This window comes from Leptolyngbya sp. FACHB-8 (assembly GCF_014695575.1).
Taxonomy (GTDB): domain Bacteria; phylum Cyanobacteriota; class Cyanobacteriia; order Elainellales; family Elainellaceae; genus Vacuolonema.
This window is the reverse complement of record NZ_JACJOO010000095.1, coordinates 62,880-79,354: the sequence shown is the minus strand read 5'-3', so window position 1 is coordinate 79,354 and position 16,475 is coordinate 62,880. Positions and strand designations below refer to the sequence as shown.

Sequence of the window (16,475 nt, the reverse complement as noted above, 5' to 3'; positions counted from 1 at the left end):
CTTATGACTTCCTCTAAAGCTGCATTTGTGGATTTGGCCCAGGCTCTTGGTACTGTCATTGTGGGGCAGACAACCCTGGTGCGGCAATTGCTGGTGGCCTTACTCAGCGGTGGACACGTCATTCTGGAAGGAGTGCCGGGGACGGGAAAAACCTTGCTGGTCAAGGTCATGGCTCAGTTGATGCAAGCCGACTTTCGCCGGATTCAACTGACGCCTGATATTCTCCCCTCAGACATCCTGGGCACTAATATTTTTGACCTCAACAGCCGCAATTTCACCCTCCGCAAAGGCCCCATCTTCACCGAAATTCTGCTCGCAGATGAAATCAACCGCACCCCTTCTAAAACGCAGGCGGCTTTGCTAGAGGCGATGGAGGAACAACAGGTGACGATTGACGGAGATAGCTTGCCATTACCAGAGCTGTTTTGGGCGATCGCCACGCAAAACCCACTGGAGTTCGAAGGCACCTATCCCCTGCCTGAAGCTCAGTTGGATCGGTTTTTGTTCAAGCTGGTGGTCGATTATCCCGACAGTAAGGCAGAGCGGCAAATGTTGCTGAATGCGCAATCTGGCCTACAAACTCGGCGGCAAGATCTCGCCCATCTCAAGCCCATTCTCACGGTGGCCCAGGTTCTCGCCGCCCGCCAAGAAGCCCGCCAGGTAAAGATGACCGATGCGCTACTAGATTACCTGCTGAGTTTGGTTCACCGCACGCGCCAGCATCCTGATCTGGATCTGGGGGCATCTCCTCGTTCTGCAGTGGCCTGGATGCACGCCAGTAAGGCACATGCCTGGTTGAGCGATCGCGACTATGTCACCCCTGACGATATTAAAACGGTTGCTTCACCTCTGTTGCGTCATCGCCTCATTCTTCGCCCCGAAGCCCAATTAGACGGTATGAAAATTGATGGCGTGATTACCGGATTGCTGGGACAGGTGGCAGTGCCCAGGTAAGGGAAATAGAGATTATGGTACCTGCAGCTCGGCTTTATCAATTGGTGTTACTGGGTACGGCGTTGGGGATGGCGATCGCCCTCTACAACACCGACAACCTACTACTGTTGCAGGGGGCGATCGCCTTCACCCTATTCTTCGATCTGATACTCCTGGGGTTGGGATTGGTGGATGTTCGACGGGGGCGATCGCAGCGCCTTCAGATCACACGAGATGTGGCCCAGAAGTTATCTATTGGGCGGCATAACCCTGTAAACCTGCATCTGCAAACCACCCATACAAAACAGCCTCTTCGAGTCCAAATTCGGGATCATTTTCCAGCTCAATTTCAGGCCAGCTCGCCCCTGCTCAAGTTGTCATTGCCACCAGATACAGAAGAAACAGTCAACTACACGGTCTTCCCGGCTGAGCGTGGAGAGTATCCATGGGGTGACTTATATATTAGACAGTTGGGACCATGGGGTTTGGCCTGGCAGGAATGGCGCGTTCCCCAATCCACAAAAGTTTCTGTCTATCCTGATTTGATGGGGTTGCAGGAACTTTCGATTCGGCTGGCCGTACAAACTACGGGCAATATTCGTAAAACCCGTCGCGCTGGCATGGGAACTGAGTTTACCGAATTGCGCGAATACTATACAGGTGATGATCCACGGCTGATTGATTGGAAAGCAACCGCTCGCCGCAGCCGTCTTCTGGTGCGTGTGCTGGAGCCAGAGCAAGAACAAACGGTGATTGTGCTGCTTGATCGGGGACGGTTGATGACCGCTCAGGTAGCAGGCATCAGCCGTTTTAACTGGGGATTAAATGCAACGCTTTCTCTCGCATTGGCGGGGTTGAATCGGGGCGATCGCGTGGGGGTTGGCGTCTTCGATCGCGATATGCAAGTATGGATTCCCCCGGAACGTGGTCAGCATCACCTGACCAAGCTCATTGAACGGCTTACCCCTCTACAACCCGCTCTTCTGGAACCGGATTACTTAGGAGCCATCACAACAGCGACAACTCAGCAACACCGTCGTGCCCTAGTGGTGATGTTGACAGATTTAGTGGATGAAACCGCCTCAGGGGAACTGCTTTTGGCAATGCAGCGGCTCACTCCGCGTTATTTGCCATTCTGCGTCGTGTTGCGCGATCCAGCGGTGGATGCGATCGCCCACACCCCCAGCACTGACATTTCCGAAACCTATAACCGCGCGGTTGCGTTGGATCTGATGAATCAACGCAAAGTAGCCCTTGCCAAACTCAAGCAACGGGGTGTCCTAGTACTGGATGCTCCTGCCAACCAAATCAGCGAAGCTCTAGTGGAACGCTACCTTCAAGTGAAAGCTCGCAATTTGCTGTAATCGGGCGAATGCTTAAATTGTGGGATGCGAGACACCCGGTGTTTTCAAAACACCAGGTGTCTAAATTTCGGCGATCGCTCCGTAACACGAAATCCCCAGTTTTTTAGGAAAAACCGGGGATTTAGACCTATTCAGGAAAACGGATTAGCGCAAACCCAACCAGGTAAAGAAGTCTTGACCTGAAAATAATTCCAACAGTAGCAGGGCCACAAAGCCGATCATGGCGAAGCGCCCGTTGATAATTTCTGCGTACCGTGTCCAGCCAAAAGCAGGTTCTGCTTCGGGGACTGAGGGCGTCCCCACAGGAGTTGCCGTTGGGGTAGGAGCCTTGGCTTCAGGCGAGGATTGGGGGGCGGTATCTGGAGAATCTGAAGGCATAGCAAATTCGCGTTATTGCGTATCTAATTTTATCGCTTTCACGGATTCGATGAGCGATCGCACTTCCGCCGCCCCCTCCGACGGCTCGAAGGTGAGGGGGAACTTGCCATGCACCAGCATCCGCACACCTAAAGGCCCCAGGCTAGCAAGACCCCGCAAATCCCGGAAGTTGTTGCCTACAACCCGTAGACCAAACTTGCGTTCGTCCACCCAACCGCCTTCCTTCACCAATTCCACCAGGGTCTTGCGGTGACGGATAGAACGGCTAGCCGTGGCTTCCTTGCGATCGAGGATTTCTTGCTTAATTTTGCTAATCTGATCCATCGGCGCAACATCCATAGGGCACACGGAGTTGCAGTAGTAGCAACGGGTACATCCCCAAGCACCAGCCGTACCTTCGTTATATTTTTCCAGGCGGTCTTCGGTGCGAGCATCCCGTGAATCAGCCACCATGCGGTAGGCTTTCGCTAGAGCATGGGGACCGACAAAATCAGGATTCGTTTCGCGGGCATTACATTCTGAGTAGCAGGCTCCACACAGGATGCAGTTGCCCATCTGATTGAGGCGATCGCGCTCCTCAGGGGTCTGCAAAAACTCCCGCTCGGGCACTTGGCGTGACTGAGTGCTGACGTAGGGATCCACAGCTTCCAGGTTGTCCCAGAAGCTTTTCATGTTGACAACGAGATCTTTGACTACGGGCATGTTGCCCATAGGGGCAATAGTGATAGTGGGAATGTCTGAAAGGGTGCCATCAGGAGTAGTCGCGGCGATCGCCTCCAAGCGAGCTACCTCGTCCGCTACCTTTTCTTTACACGCTAAAGTGGAGCGGCCATTGATTCGCATAGAACAGCTACCGCAAATGGTGTTTCGACAGTTCTTACGAAAGGCTAGAGTGCCATCCTGTTCCCACTTGATGCGATTGAGACAATCCAGAATGGTATTACCGGGGTCAGCATCCAAGAGATACTCTTGTATATGAGGAGCTGAACCAGCGGTTTGCCGAACAATCTTAAATTGAAGTTGCATCAGATTGGTCTTTCTAGGAGATATAAAAGCCAGAAAACCCTATATCTCATTATTACAGGCGATCCCAAACGCATGTGCTGAAAAAGATAAGGTTTTTAAACCATTTTGCGAATTTCATTTCATACGTAGCAGGAGATTTATTGTTGCTAAGGAACTCAACTTGCAACGCTTTTTAAGCGCTTAAAATCTGGTTGTTTTTGTGAGAGCCGCGCGGAGCGTGGCTCTCACAAAAACAATCGTGGCTGATTCAAGCGCAAAGCGCTGTAATGAAAGATAAAACTGAAAATGCTGTGCCGTCCGTTTCATGAGCAGCACAGCATTTTCAGTTTTATCTTTCATTATGCCCACCTCCTGATAAACACAGCATACACAACATTAACCTTGTGCATAACGCCATTTATGATAGCCAGTGAATCATTGCAATCAGGGACAATACAGCTCATTGCACAGCAACATCCCTAATTACAATGATTTACCTGAATAAAGTACGAGGTATAAAAATAAACAACTCGGGTCTCGGTCTCGGTCTATGAAGAGAAACTTACAATAGAACCCTCCTTTGTAACGAACCATTTTTGCCATTCTACTTCTGTAATGATGTCTACCTTCGACAGGTCCAGGGAGGAGGTTAGGCCTATGCAAGCTCTCTATATTTGGTGCATTTTTGTTGTGTATGGTGTGCTTCGTACACCATACACAACAAAAATGCGTCAGCCCCAAAATCCATCCATCATTTGCTGCGCTTGTCCTATCAATTAGACCGTTCAATTGCATTGTGGCAGGAAGGAGGAGAGACCAGGTCCGAACTCTCCTCTCACAACGAAACTGAGCGTGGCCCTACTCACGTCTTACGCCCAAACCTTAGATCTTGATTTTGCCATTCAAAGTAACAGCAGAATCAAGATTCTGGGTTTTAGTTTTGAATAAGTGCACAATATAAGCGCATCACTGGGAAGAACTATCCCGTAGTTTTGCCCGGTGAAATATAACAGGTGTGTTTGTTAGGCGTCCGTGAGGGAGTTGAGAGGAACCACTCTCAACTCTCCTATATACAAAAGAAACGGTGAGTTTCTTGAGAGTATATAGATTGACGAGTATGGAAGCATAAGCTCTTCCTGGAGGGCTATATTTTTCCCAAAATCCAAAAACGGTTTTACAATTTCTACCCATCGATTGAAAGAATAGATTTCAGACCCAATTGGGAGTAGCGATTAACCGATAAGTAGTACAGACAAAAATAAACAAAGAACTCGAAATCCCTATACTGCCCCCATACTAGATAGTGTGAAGATTCTGGATTCTTCACCAACGCAGAGGAGCTTACCTCGAATATTTACGCTCAACTTTGCGATTTTTTTTTCTGATTTCAGTTCTATAATTAGGAGCTATATTTCAAGGTATGGATGTCATCAGGTTGATCACCAACACTCAGAAATCCATTTGCAAGCAGGGGAATTTTTAGGGCAATGACGGATACTGCAAGCGCACCACTGACAGGGAAAGCATTATTGCAAAAAGTCAAGGAGCTTTCCGACCTAACTCCACGGGAAAAAGCCCGTCGTTGTGGCTATGAAACCGTTGGGAAAAATGGTCAGTCCCGGGTAAATCTGTCGGCTTTTTACGAAGCACTGTTGGCAGCTCGGGGTATTTCTCTTGGTAAAGAAGGTGACAAAGATGGCCGTGGCCGTGAACCGACCTATCGGGTGAGTGTCCATAAGAATGGCCAAATTGTAATCGGTTCTACTTACACCGAAAAGATGGGCTTGCAACCGGGAGACGAATTTGAGATTAAGCTCGGTTACAAGCATATTCATCTAATTCAAATTGATCGCGACCGGAACGGTAGTATTGATTTCATTGATGAGGATGAAGACGAAGATGAGGATGATGAGGAGTAAGCCTTTGAACCTTTTGTGGTTGCGACTCAGAGCGCTGAGCCTTCAAAGTCCTTTTATTTCTTCTATAGCTAGCTAACAAGTGCGACGGGCTTTGTGAGACTGTGTTTAGGTCATCGTCCAGCCTATCCCATAGGTAAAAATCATTTGAAGAATTGACTTTTCGTGCTCTTACGAAAAGTCAATTCTTCGCAAACTATTTCAAACAGCACTAAGAGCAGTTTGATTTTTCCAAAAAGGGATGTTTGAAGAAACATCCCTTTCGGCAAATCACTGGACTGAAACGCCGAATCTTACACGCGCAGTATTTTCATGAAGACCAGGGAAAAGGGTGAGCGCAAAATGCTCACCCTTTTCCCTGGTCTTTGCTTGTTAATACAAAAGCGTAGCGTAATGCACTTTATCCCTTGGGCTTTGTATTAACGAGTCTGGTGATACAGCATTTTGCGATTGGGCGAGGTACGAGGGATAGTGTGACCCTATCCATCTCTCGTACCTCACCCAATCGCTGAGCTCCTTAGAATCACAAATAAAACAACCTGTAATTCTTTGTATAAAAGGGGGTAAAACCGTCCTCTTTTATACAAAGAATTACAGGTTATTCAATGCATGATTCTGCGCGGGAGATGCGTTCTAAACGCACCAACGTGACTGGATTTAGGGGTTGCAACCGAGTGAGAGAGCCAACAGGAACCGAGCGAGCCAGTTGAGTTTGAAGGGTATGAGCATGCCATTGGTCGGCATGGTTAGAAGCTTTTAACCAGTGAATTAAAGTACTGAAGTGTTCCAACGTGGCGAATGCTGCCACAATGACCCCATCAGGTTTCAGTACAGGGGCGATCGCCTCCAAAATCTCCTCCAATTGCCCTCCGCTTCCCCCTAAATAAACCCGATCAGGGGCGGGGAGAGTATCCAGGCCTTCGGGAGCTTTGAACTGGCAAGGTATGACCGAAGGCGTCTGGAATCGCTGCACATTGTCTTGAATCAAGCTAATTCCCACAGCCGTCTGCTCAATAGCAAAGACTTGGGACGTCGGACAGAGACGAGCAATCTCTACAGAGACGGAACCCGTTCCAGCTCCCACATCCCACACGACCTGCCCTGGACGCAGGGCCAATTCCCCCAGAGCCAGCACTCGTATTTCCCGTTTAGTTAAGAGACCAGGGCGATCGCTAAAGCTTGCAAAGGCCGAATCAGGAACTCCTAACATCGGCAACTCAGATATATTTTGAAACCCAGTCTGGTGAGCCTGGCGCAGCAATACCAGGACATTGAGGGTCGTAAAGCGATGGTTGACCAGATCCTCGGGGGCAAACTCTCGGATCTGCTCCTGAACACTGCCCAAATTTTCGCAAACCCAGACCCGGTAGGTGACGGGCAGTTCTAACTCTTGTAGGAGAGTGGCGATCGCTCCTGGCGTATGGACCTCATCTGTCAATACGGCAATTTTTTCGACGCCCTGTTGAAGAGCCCGAATTAGGGTATCGGGGGATCGCCCGTGGACGCTCACCAAACAAGCATCCTGCCAGGGTACTTTAATGCGATTAAAGGCCAGTTGAATTGAGCAGAGGTGGGGGTGAAACGTCAATTGCTCTGCAGAAAACTGTTGCAGCAGTAAGCGCCCTAACCCAAAAAAGAGAGGATCACCAGACACCAAAATGACGACCGGAGTTTTGGCTTCAGCCGAGCTGAGATAAGAGCGAATTTTATCAAAGGTAGATTGAAAGTCTCCCAACCGCAGCTGCGGGGCCGGGTGATCGGGAAAATAACTGAGATGGCGATCGCTTCCGACCAGCAAGGCAGCTTGCTGAACCATCTGTTGAGTGGTTTGAGACAGGCCTACAGGCCCATCCATGCCGACCCCAACGACCTGAATAGGTGTGGGGTTCTCCTTTAAATATGGGGGGATCACAGGAAATTCTCTCCTTCGGGGCTCTCCCAGGCCAAGAGCAACAATGCATTTAAAATAGCTGCTGCCACGGCTGAACCGCCTTTGCGCCCCTCCACCCGAATTTGTGGGACGGGAGTTTCGGATAGAGCCGCCTTCGATTCCAACACTGAGACAAAACCAACGGGGGCTCCAATGATCAGGGCAGGAGCCGGGTTTCCTGCATTTTTAGCTTGCCGAGAATGGTTGCAAAGGGTCAGTAGAGCAGTGGGGGCATTGCCAATGGCATAAATTCCATGGGGTACTTTCTGCCAGCACTGATCCATTCCGGCTTCGGTGCGGGTTTTGTGAGAGGGTACCTCGCGAGGGGCTTGCTCAATAGCAACCCAGATGGGATTTTGAAAGGTTTGGGCTACCTTAGTCGCAATGCCCTGGCGCACCATGCTGACGTCGGTGATAATGGGTGTTCCCTGGCGGATCGCGGCGATCGCCCCCTCAATCGCTCCGGGACTGACCTTTAGTAATTGCAGAAAGTCAAAATCTGCAGTGCTATGAATAACGCGTCGTGCGATCGCATAAGCTTCAGGGGACAAATTGTGGGTACCAACCTCGCGATCAATCATCGCAAAGCTTTGCAGCACAATAGGGTGATCCAGCGAGGACATAATCAAGACTATATCGTGAGTGCAGATTGGGTCAGCCTGGCATTTTTAGAGCGTGCAACGGTAAAGTTAATGCTCTTGCCTCAAAAGTAGCTCCATTTCGTATGGAATTATTGTGAGCTTTGCGGTTGACATGGGTAATCTAAAGCCAATAGCAGCAGGTTAGCGTTGGCTTTCCTGCTTGACGGGCCTAGCATCTGTTTACGCACCTTCGTTTGAATTTTGACAAATTCTGCATCAGGATGAACCCGTACGATTTGTGAAGAATTGAGAAACAATCCACTACCATAGACCGTAGAGGAAAACACCGTCATCCTTATATTTGTATTGGTTCTTACGGGATTGTTCTCTTTATTCGGAATCATTATGTCCGCTGCTCAGTCCTCACACTCATCGATTACCTATCTGCCTCGAACCCTTCAACGGGCCGAGCAGGCTGTTCGTTGTGCTCCATTTCGCCCGCTGTTGTATGAGGCGATGGGGCAGGAAGGGGTTTCTTTGAAAGCGATCGCTGGTTCAGCCGGAGTAAACCATCAATTTACCCGTCGCGCTATCTCCGAGTTAGCCGTCGAGAATGATTTGCTCTGGCTGATTCAAGTCGGGGTTTTGCGGCGGGAAGTAGACGGGCAGGGGCTAACAGATAGCTTTCGCCTAACCCCTTTGGGGCGCGCATTGTTGCGTCAGTGGGAAAGGGATGGGTTTCCACGCCCGCCGTCCTGGTTGATGCGGCTGCGGAATTTCATCCTGCGTTGGGTGCCAATACCTGGAATACAATGAAGCAGCGCCAGCCAAAGAGTTCTTGCTTTGTGATTCCATCTACCGTGGCTGATTATTCTTGGGTTTCTGGAGGTTTTGGATGAAAGCCATCATGGTCGTTGGGACGACATCCCATGCCGGGAAGTCCATGGTAACAACGGCTCTATGCCGCATTTTGAGCCGGCAGGGCTGGCAAGTGGCCCCCTTTAAGGGGCAAAACATGGCCCTGAATGCCTACGTGACCAACAATGGTGGCGAAATTGGTCATGCTCAAGCGGTGCAAGCTTGGGCGGCAGGGATCACGCCCCGGGTTGAGATGAACCCAATTCTGTTAAAGCCTCAAGGCGATATGACGTCCCAGGTGATTCTCAAGGGCAAACCTGTGGGCCGCATTGGAGCCGCTGAGTACTACGAGCAGCTTTTTGAACCGGGATGGCAAGCCATTGAAGAATCGCTCAAACGACTAAGCGAAGAGTTTGACCTGCTGGTCTGTGAGGGGGCCGGTAGCCCAGTAGAGGTCAACATCAAGCACCGCGACCTGACTAATATGCGGATCGCTCGTTACTTGAATGCACCCACCATCCTGGTAGTGGATATTGACCGGGGGGGAGCTTTCGCCCAAATAGTAGGCACCCTGGAACTGCTGGAGCCCGAGGAGCGGGCACTGGTGAAGGGGATTGTGATCAATAAATTTAGGGGGCAGCGATCGCTCCTCCAACCCGGTATCGAATGGCTGGAGAACCGCACAGGTATTCCTGTCATCGGTGTCATTCCGTGGATGGATACCGTGTTTCCAGCAGAAGATTCCCTATCCCTGCTCGATCGCCCATCGTCTAAGAGCACTGGAGAAATCAACATTGCCGTTGTCCGCCTCCCTCGAATTTCCAACTTCACAGATTTTGACCCCCTGGATTCCGAACCTAGCGTCAATGTGCGCTATGTCGGCTTAAAAGAATCTCTGGGTTATCCCGATGCGGTCATCTTACCGGGATCGAAGACCACGATTGCCGACCTGTTAGCCCTCCAGAAAACCGGCATGGCCGAAGAAATTCAAAGCTATGCGGCCTCAGGTGGGACCGTCATGGGTATCTGTGGTGGCTTCCAGATGATGGGCAAAGTGCTGGCCGATCCCGAAGGGGTTGAAGGCCATGAGGGTCGTTACAAGGGGTTGGATTTATTCCCCCTAAAGACCGTGATTACAGGGCAAAAGGTTTCCCGACAACGGCAGGTTACCTCCAACTATCCTCAAACCGGGCTTCCTGTAGCAGGCTACGAAATTCATCAGGGCCGCAGCCACCTGGCAGAAGAGGAAGGAGCAGAAGGAACGCAATACTTCCCTCTATTTGATGACAAACCTCTAGGCACCGTCGATTCCACCCAATCTCTTTGGGGCACTTACCTGCATGGCATTTTTGACAACGGGGCTTGGCGTCGGGCCTGGCTGAATCGACTTCGTCAGCAGCGTGGCTTAAAGTCCCTGCCCACGGGGATCTCCAACTACCGTGAACAGCGAGAAATGATGCTCGATTCTTTGGCAGATGTGGTCGAAGCCTACATTAATCCTGCAGTGATTACAAGTTGGCTCAACTCCTAATCACTGCGACGTAAAGCCCCGTTGTGAGCGAGTCGTGCTAAGCGCCACTGCCTCACAACGGGGCTTTACAACCTCTAGAAACAAAATAAGCGCACTTGAACGTGCGCTTAATATCCCTAACCCTTTCGGTGCAACGTACCCGTTTATCCTTGAGTCATACAAACACGCTGAATTCAAAAAATTATTTGGACATTAAAGCACTATCTTTTGCCCAGGTATTGAATTTAGTGTGTTTTGCTGTATCTCGCTTTGCATCGTAGCATTGAGTAGAGAGGTAGATTCCCCCTATTGGCACGGGTGAAAGTAGCCTATTGGGGGGTTGTTGACTGGCTTTGGGCCGCTCAGCAAACGGCAATTCCGTTATTTCTTGATTTAGGAATTTTTCAGATTTTCGTTATGAGTGTTCATATTCGTTTTCTTCCCGATAATGTGGTTGTCGAGGCTGAAGTAGGCGAACCCCTTCTACAGGTGGCCAGTCGTGCCGGGATCTCCATCCCAACGGGTTGCCTGATGGGTTCTTGCCATGCCTGCGAGGTAGAACTGCCCGATGGCCAGATCATCTGCTCGTGCATCAGTGCAGTACCTCCCAGCGAAAGTGAATTAGCCATCAATTTGTTTGTAGATCCGACCTGGTAACATAGAATGCAGTCGAAGAACCGTGATGAGGAGTGCAGCGCGACGTGATGCACTCCTCATCACGGTTCTTTAAGTGGAATAGATACAGGAAACCTTATGCTAGAGCTTGACCCCCCGTCGGTGGGGCGATCGCCCGTTTCCCTTCACCGGGCTGCGATCGCCCTCGGCAGTAATTTGGGTGATTCCCACACTATCCTGCAAAGCGCGATCGCTGTTCTTGATGAGATCCCCGGTATCCAGGTCAATCAAATATCTAGTTTCTATCGCACCGCCCCCCTGGGGCCGCCACAACCCGATTACCTCAATGCCTGTGTGCTCGTCTCCACGTATCTTTCCCCGGAAGCTCTACTGGAAACCCTGCTAGAAATCGAAGCACAATTTGGCCGAGTACGTCATGAGCGTTGGGGTCCCCGGTTGCTCGACCTGGATTTGTTGCTCTACGACGGTTCGGTTGTAGATAGCCCTGACCTGCAAATTCCCCACCCTCGAATGCACGAGCGGGCTTTTGTTCTCGTACCGCTAGCAGAAATTGCCTCGGATTGGATCGTGCCCGTATGGGAAAGAACCGTTAACGAGTTGCTACAAGCTGTAGACCCTGGTGGAGTTCGGCTACTCGAACCCATTGCTGAGCATTAATTTATCCGTTTTTGATAGTACAGATCAAAACCTCTAAAACTCAGAGTTCTTTGTTGTGGGGGCGACACCCTCACAACAAAGAACTCTGAGTTTTAGAGGTAGTTTTATTGTTTGTTCCGTACTGAGGTACAAGACTTACACAAGCCTGCTGTACCTTGCACACCCCACAAAATTATTACCCATGTTTCAATAGGACAGGTTTAGCAACTAACTCAACGTCAGTTCGGGATAAGCCGAACCGCCCATTATTGCGTGCGCGACGCGCACGCAATAATGGGTTTTTTCGAGTGCCGCGCGAAGCGCGGCACTCGAAAAAACCCTTAACCCGAACTGAGGTTAACTCACGGTCATGCTGTTGGCTGAATAGCGAAACCTGCTGTGGCGATTGATAGCGATCGCCACAGCGGGTTTGCGTGGAAGTTCCTGAATAGGTCGTTAAGGTAACGTCAAAACTCGCCTCTACAGAAATCACCCAAAATCCGTATAGGAATTAAAGCTTGACTTGCCGTAGGTCCTGGCGGGGATCAGTGGTGCGGTTAGCGCGAATCTTTTCGTAAAGCTCCCGTTCCGTAGCGCTGATATCTTTGGGAGGGATAATGACGACCTTGGCGAGTAGGTCGCTGCGATCGCCCTTCGGGGTCACCCAGCCCTTCCCACGCAGCCGCAGAGACTGACCTGAACGAACTCCCGATGGCACATTCACGGTGACCATACCATCGGGAGTCGGAACTTCGATAGCAGCCCCAAGCACGGCTTCATCCGGGGCGATCGGCACATCACACGTCAGGTTATCCCCATCAAACTTAAAAAAGGCGTGGGGTCGAATTTCGATTTTTAGATACAGGTCACCCCGTGACCCGCCGTAGGGGCTGGGTTGCCCTTTGCCACGAATACGAATTTTGCTCCCCGGTTTTGCCCCAGCAGGAATTCGTACATCGATCACCTCATTGCCAACACTCAGGCGTTTCTGGACGCCATGAAAGGCTTCTGAAAGGGATAAGGCAAAATTGGATTCCAGGTCAGCTCCACTCGTACTGGTGCGGCCACCGAAGGCATCATCTACCCCAAATCCACCAGGGCCTGGACCATAACTACGCCCTCCCCCTGGTGTTGTAGAAAAGCGCCCCAGCAGTTCATTAATAAAGTCGTCGAAGTTGCGGTATTGACCAAAATCAAACCCACCAAAATCTGGTTGCCCGGCTCCACCGCCACCCGGCCAACTGCCAGCCTGCTTCCAATATTGGCCGAACTGGTCGTACTTCTGGCGTTTTTCAGTGTCAGATAGTACCTCGTAGGCTTCGCTGACCTCCTTGAACCGGGCCTCGGCGGTTTTATTCCCAGGATTCATATCGGGGTGATACTGACGGGCCAGCTTTCGATAAGCCCGCTTGATTTCATCGGCGCTGGCACCTTTACTCACGCCTAAAATCCCGTAATAATCCCTAAAATCCGTTGCGGCCATCGAGTTCATCTCCTCCTGCACAGTCGCTCAGGCTGCCTGGGCCGCAGCCTGTAAAGCCCGTTATCTCTTAAGTCTAGTGCATGCCCTTTCATTCAACCCTACCAAAGGTGAATGACCTACGAAGTACGGTTACAAGACTCAAAAGGGAGAGATTTCCCTACCTGAGCGATCTACAGTCACTTTCGCTAGGGCAAAGAGAGGGGAAGCAATTGTTAGGGCCTACCCTCCTCTGCTGCAATATTTATACATTTCACAGTATGCAGAGTATTACCAGGATGTATTTATACAGAAAAACTAAAACCTGGTGTCAAAATCCTTTTCGTGAGTTACTTGTGGTCCGTCAATGTTTAAGTGTGGGGTAATCCCGCACTTAAACATTAAATTTAAGAAGTTTTTAAGGGGCTATAAACCCCTCAAAAACTTCTTGACATGCTAGTCCACAAAAAGGATTTTGATGCGCTAGCATGGCGTTTTCATGGGTCCTTTTAGCTTGTGACACCACTGAATCATCTGGCGTTTTCTTGAAAGGCTTAATTTTGCATGCATATAGCATGACCAAAATCAAGCCTTTCAAAATAGGACATGCTGATATATCTACAGCAACTCAAGCTATCGGTCTCCTTTTCCCAAAACAAGATTTGGCAAGATTTACCCGAAATTCTTAAATCTTTCGGAAAAGGCGGTTGTCATAGGCATGACGACCCAGGCGGAAGTGCGAAAGTGGATGATATGATTGCTGAGAAAATTCTTACCGATAAACCAAGGGCTATCTAGATGGCACAGATGCCTGTCTCTCCAGTTGTTCTGATAATTCTAGACGGGTGGGGATACCGCGAAGAAACGGACGGCAATGCGATCGCCGCCGCTAACACGCCAGTAATGAATAGCCTGTGGGAAGCCTATCCCAGTACGCTGATTCATACCTCCGGGAAGAATGTTGGGCTACCCGATGGGCAAATGGGCAATTCTGAGGTGGGCCACCTAAATATTGGTGCAGGCCGTATTGTGCCCCAGGAGTTGGTGCGGATCTCCGATGCTGTTGAAGATGGCTCAATTTTGGGCAATTCAGCCTTATTAAAGGTGTGCCAGGAAGTCCGGCAAAGTGGCGGAAAGCTCCACTTCGTTGGCCTTTGCTCCGATGGGGGGGTACACTCCCACCTGAGCCACTTGGCAGGTTTGCTCAAACTGGCGAAAGAACAGCAGATTAACGATGTGTGCCTCCACGTCATCACGGATGGGCGCGATACGAAGCCCACAGATGGCTTGGCGGCGGTACAGCAGATTGAGGACATGATTGTCAAAATCGGCATTGGTCGCATTGTGACAATCAGCGGTCGTTATTACACCATGGATCGCGATCGCCGCTGGGATCGTACAGAGAAAGCCTACAAAGTGATCACCCAGGACGGTGACGGCGATGGTCGTTCTGCCCTGGAAATTCTTAAGGCCTCCTATGAGGCAGAGATTACTGACGAGTTTGTTGAACCCACTCGGGTTGCTCCGGGTGCTGTTAGCGCTGGTGATGGTGTTATTTTCTTCAATTTCCGTCCCGACCGCGCTCGCCAACTGACCCAAGTGTTCGTCGATCGCAATTTCAACGGCTTTGAGCGAGAATTCATCACGCCCCTTGCCTTTGCGACCTTTACTCAATACGATCCCGAATTTCCGGTGCTGGTAGCCTTCGAGCCCCAAGATCTCACCAACATTTTGGGTGAAATTGTTTCTCAACAGGGGCTGCGGCAACTGCGTCTGGCAGAAACCGAGAAGTATGCTCACGTCACCTACTTCTTCAATGGCGGTATTGAAGAGCCTTTTGCAGGAGAAGATCGAGAACTGGTTCCCAGCCCTATGGTGGCGACTTACGATCGCACCCCACCGATGTCAGCCGATAAGGTAACGGAAGTGGCGATCGCCGCTGTCGAAAAGGGCATCTATTCCCTGATCGTGATCAACTACGCTAACCCGGATATGGTTGGCCATACGGGCAAAATTGAGGCCACGGTAAAGGCTATTGAAACCGTCGATCGCTGCGTTGGTCGTCTCCTCGAAAGTATCGTTAAGGCCGGAGGCACCACCCTGATCACCGCTGATCACGGCAATGCTGAAATGATGTGGGATGACCAAGGCAACCCTTGGACAGCCCACACCACCAATCCCGTGCCATTCATTCTGGTAGAAGGAGAAAAGCGTAAGATCCCCGGCCATGGGGCCGAGGTTCGTTTACGGGCAGGCGGTACCCTAGCCGATATCGCACCAACTATTTTGCAAATTCTGCAAATTTCCCAACCCACTGAAATGACGGGTACCTCCCTGATCGATACCGCTGAAATCGAAACCCGAGCAAACCGCACGCCGGTACGAGTTTCCCTATAAAGTTGTTTTTGTGCGCAATGCGCACAAAAACAACCCTCTTGGGACAAAGCCTTTTAGTACAATAATTAAGGGACGTTCGCCGCTCCCATGACATCTCCGCTGGTTTATCTATGACACTCGAAACGATCGCTCATATTCTCTGGGGTCTTACCGCCTTTGGTCTGATCGTCCTGGTATTGCTACACAGCCCCAAGGGTGATGGTCTAGGCGGATTGGGCGGCCAAGCTCAACTGTTTACTAGCACGAAGAGTGCTGAGTTAACCCTGAACCGTATGACCTGGACTCTGACAGCTCTGTTTTTGGCCCTAACCGTGGTGCTGAGTGCCCAGTGGTTGTCCCCGGTAGAAGCGGCACCCGGCGCTCCGGCAACTTCCGCGCCTCTAACAGCTCCGGCTCCTGATGCTCCGGCAAATCCTGCTCAGTAGAGTTTTGACAGTGCTATGAGAAGAGCGTGGGGACATATCCCCACGCTCTCTTTTTTTGGCTTTGCTAACAAGCGGTTACGATTGCTAGTACGCTGAGGCGGAAATCCATCACCTATGTTTTTGTGTAGGGTGCTTCGCACCCTACACAAAAACATAGGTTGCGAACTTAGGCCGCAGCCTACTAGTGCCGCGTTAGTTAGGACATCCAGAGCGGGCTCCCACTCGCTCCGAATGTCCTAACTAACGCGACAAAAGCTATACAGGGCTCTGTCACACGCCGATCCCGCATACATCACCAGACTTAGGAACGGTTACAGATTTGTAAGATTATTATTTTTCACTGGATTCTTTCTTTTGGCAGAGGTACGCTGAACGATATTCATTCTTAGCCAAAAGTTTCATGCTCTGGCGTTTGTTAAACCTGGGTTCAAATCAGGGTCTTTTCGA

General features: G+C 50.5%; 14 protein-coding genes and 1 pseudogene. 9 read left to right on the top strand and 6 right to left on the bottom strand.

Annotation, left to right across the window (positions count from 1 at the left end):
* Window positions 1–3: 3 nt before the first annotated feature.
* Both H6F91_RS27020 and H6F91_RS27015 read left to right on the top strand, forming a co-directional pair.
* Entirely contained in the window at window positions 4–954 is a 951-nt protein-coding gene (locus H6F91_RS27020; protein WP_190774040.1) for a MoxR family ATPase, read from the top strand.
* Window positions 955–968: 14 nt separating this feature from the next.
* A complete protein-coding gene (locus H6F91_RS27015) occupies window positions 969–2,297 on the top strand; it encodes a DUF58 domain-containing protein (protein ID WP_190774039.1) in 1,329 nt (442 codons plus the stop codon).
* A gap of 144 nt (window positions 2,298–2,441) precedes the next feature.
* Here H6F91_RS27015 and H6F91_RS28705 read toward each other — a convergent pair whose 3' ends face one another.
* The 3 genes from H6F91_RS28705 to H6F91_RS27000 all read right to left on the bottom strand — a co-directional run bounded on the left by H6F91_RS28705 (window position 2,442) and on the right by H6F91_RS27000 (window position 4,040).
* Window positions 2,442–2,675: a chlorophyll a/b-binding protein gene (locus H6F91_RS28705; protein WP_190774038.1), complete on the bottom strand. Its 234-nt coding sequence runs from the start codon at window positions 2,673–2,675 to the stop codon at window positions 2,442–2,444.
* Window positions 2,676–2,687: 12 nt separating this feature from the next.
* Window positions 2,688–3,701, bottom strand: a complete 1,014-nt coding sequence (locus H6F91_RS27005) for a succinate dehydrogenase/fumarate reductase iron-sulfur subunit (RefSeq protein WP_190774037.1) — start codon at window positions 3,699–3,701, stop codon at window positions 2,688–2,690.
* Between the two features lie 180 nt (window positions 3,702–3,881).
* On the bottom strand, window positions 3,882–4,040 hold the full coding sequence (locus H6F91_RS27000; RefSeq protein ID WP_190774036.1) for a hypothetical protein: 159 nt from the start codon (window positions 4,038–4,040) through the stop codon (window positions 3,882–3,884).
* A 1,127-nt stretch (window positions 4,041–5,167) separates the two neighbouring features.
* On the opposite strand from H6F91_RS27000, the gene H6F91_RS26995 reads away from it, so the two are divergent.
* Window positions 5,168–5,599 (top strand): AbrB family transcriptional regulator, encoded by a 432-nt coding sequence (locus H6F91_RS26995; RefSeq protein WP_190774035.1) that lies wholly within the window; start codon window positions 5,168–5,170, stop codon window positions 5,597–5,599.
* Between the two features lie 595 nt (window positions 5,600–6,194).
* Here the strand turns inward: H6F91_RS26995 and cbiE are convergent.
* Together cbiE and H6F91_RS26985 are read right to left on the bottom strand one after the other, a co-directional pair.
* Entirely contained in the window at window positions 6,195–7,508 is a 1,314-nt protein-coding gene (gene cbiE / locus H6F91_RS26990) for a precorrin-6y C5,15-methyltransferase (decarboxylating) subunit CbiE (RefSeq protein ID WP_347280092.1), read from the bottom strand.
* Window positions 7,505–8,149: a precorrin-8X methylmutase gene (locus tag H6F91_RS26985; RefSeq protein ID WP_190774034.1), complete on the bottom strand. Its 645-nt coding sequence runs from the start codon at window positions 8,147–8,149 to the stop codon at window positions 7,505–7,507. Before H6F91_RS26985 ends, cbiE begins: the two co-directional genes overlap by 4 nt.
* A 363-nt stretch (window positions 8,150–8,512) precedes the next feature.
* Between H6F91_RS26985 and H6F91_RS26980 the strand changes: the two genes are divergently transcribed.
* The 4 genes from H6F91_RS26980 (at window position 8,513) to folK (ending at window position 11,768) form a co-directional block, all read left to right on the top strand.
* On the top strand, window positions 8,513–8,923 hold the full coding sequence (locus H6F91_RS26980) for an Npun_F0494 family protein (RefSeq protein ID WP_190774033.1): 411 nt from the start codon (window positions 8,513–8,515) through the stop codon (window positions 8,921–8,923).
* A gap of 79 nt (window positions 8,924–9,002) precedes the next feature.
* A complete protein-coding gene (gene cobQ, locus H6F91_RS26975) occupies window positions 9,003–10,496 on the top strand; it encodes a cobyric acid synthase CobQ (RefSeq protein WP_190774032.1) in 1,494 nt (497 codons plus the stop codon).
* A 396-nt stretch (window positions 10,497–10,892) separates the two neighbouring features.
* Window positions 10,893–11,132, top strand: coding sequence for a 2Fe-2S iron-sulfur cluster-binding protein (locus H6F91_RS26970; protein WP_190774109.1), 240 nt, complete (start codon window positions 10,893–10,895; stop codon window positions 11,130–11,132).
* 96 nt (window positions 11,133–11,228) lie between these two features.
* Complete coding sequence (folK, locus tag H6F91_RS26965; RefSeq protein WP_190774031.1) at window positions 11,229–11,768, top strand: 2-amino-4-hydroxy-6-hydroxymethyldihydropteridine diphosphokinase; 540 nt, start codon at window positions 11,229–11,231, stop codon at window positions 11,766–11,768.
* A gap of 490 nt (window positions 11,769–12,258) precedes the next feature.
* Here folK and H6F91_RS26960 read toward each other — a convergent pair whose 3' ends face one another.
* Window positions 12,259–13,230: a DnaJ C-terminal domain-containing protein gene (locus H6F91_RS26960; RefSeq protein ID WP_190774029.1), complete on the bottom strand. Its 972-nt coding sequence runs from the start codon at window positions 13,228–13,230 to the stop codon at window positions 12,259–12,261.
* A 774-nt stretch (window positions 13,231–14,004) separates the two neighbouring features.
* On the opposite strand from H6F91_RS26960, the gene gpmI reads away from it, so the two are divergent.
* Together gpmI and secG are read left to right on the top strand one after the other, a co-directional pair.
* Window positions 14,005–15,603: a 2,3-bisphosphoglycerate-independent phosphoglycerate mutase gene (gene gpmI / locus H6F91_RS26955; protein WP_190774028.1), complete on the top strand. Its 1,599-nt coding sequence runs from the start codon at window positions 14,005–14,007 to the stop codon at window positions 15,601–15,603.
* A gap of 110 nt (window positions 15,604–15,713) precedes the next feature.
* Window positions 15,714–15,938: pseudogene (secG, locus tag H6F91_RS26950) on the top strand (preprotein translocase subunit SecG); the annotation flags it as partial.
* Window positions 15,939–16,475: the final 537 nt, after the last annotated feature.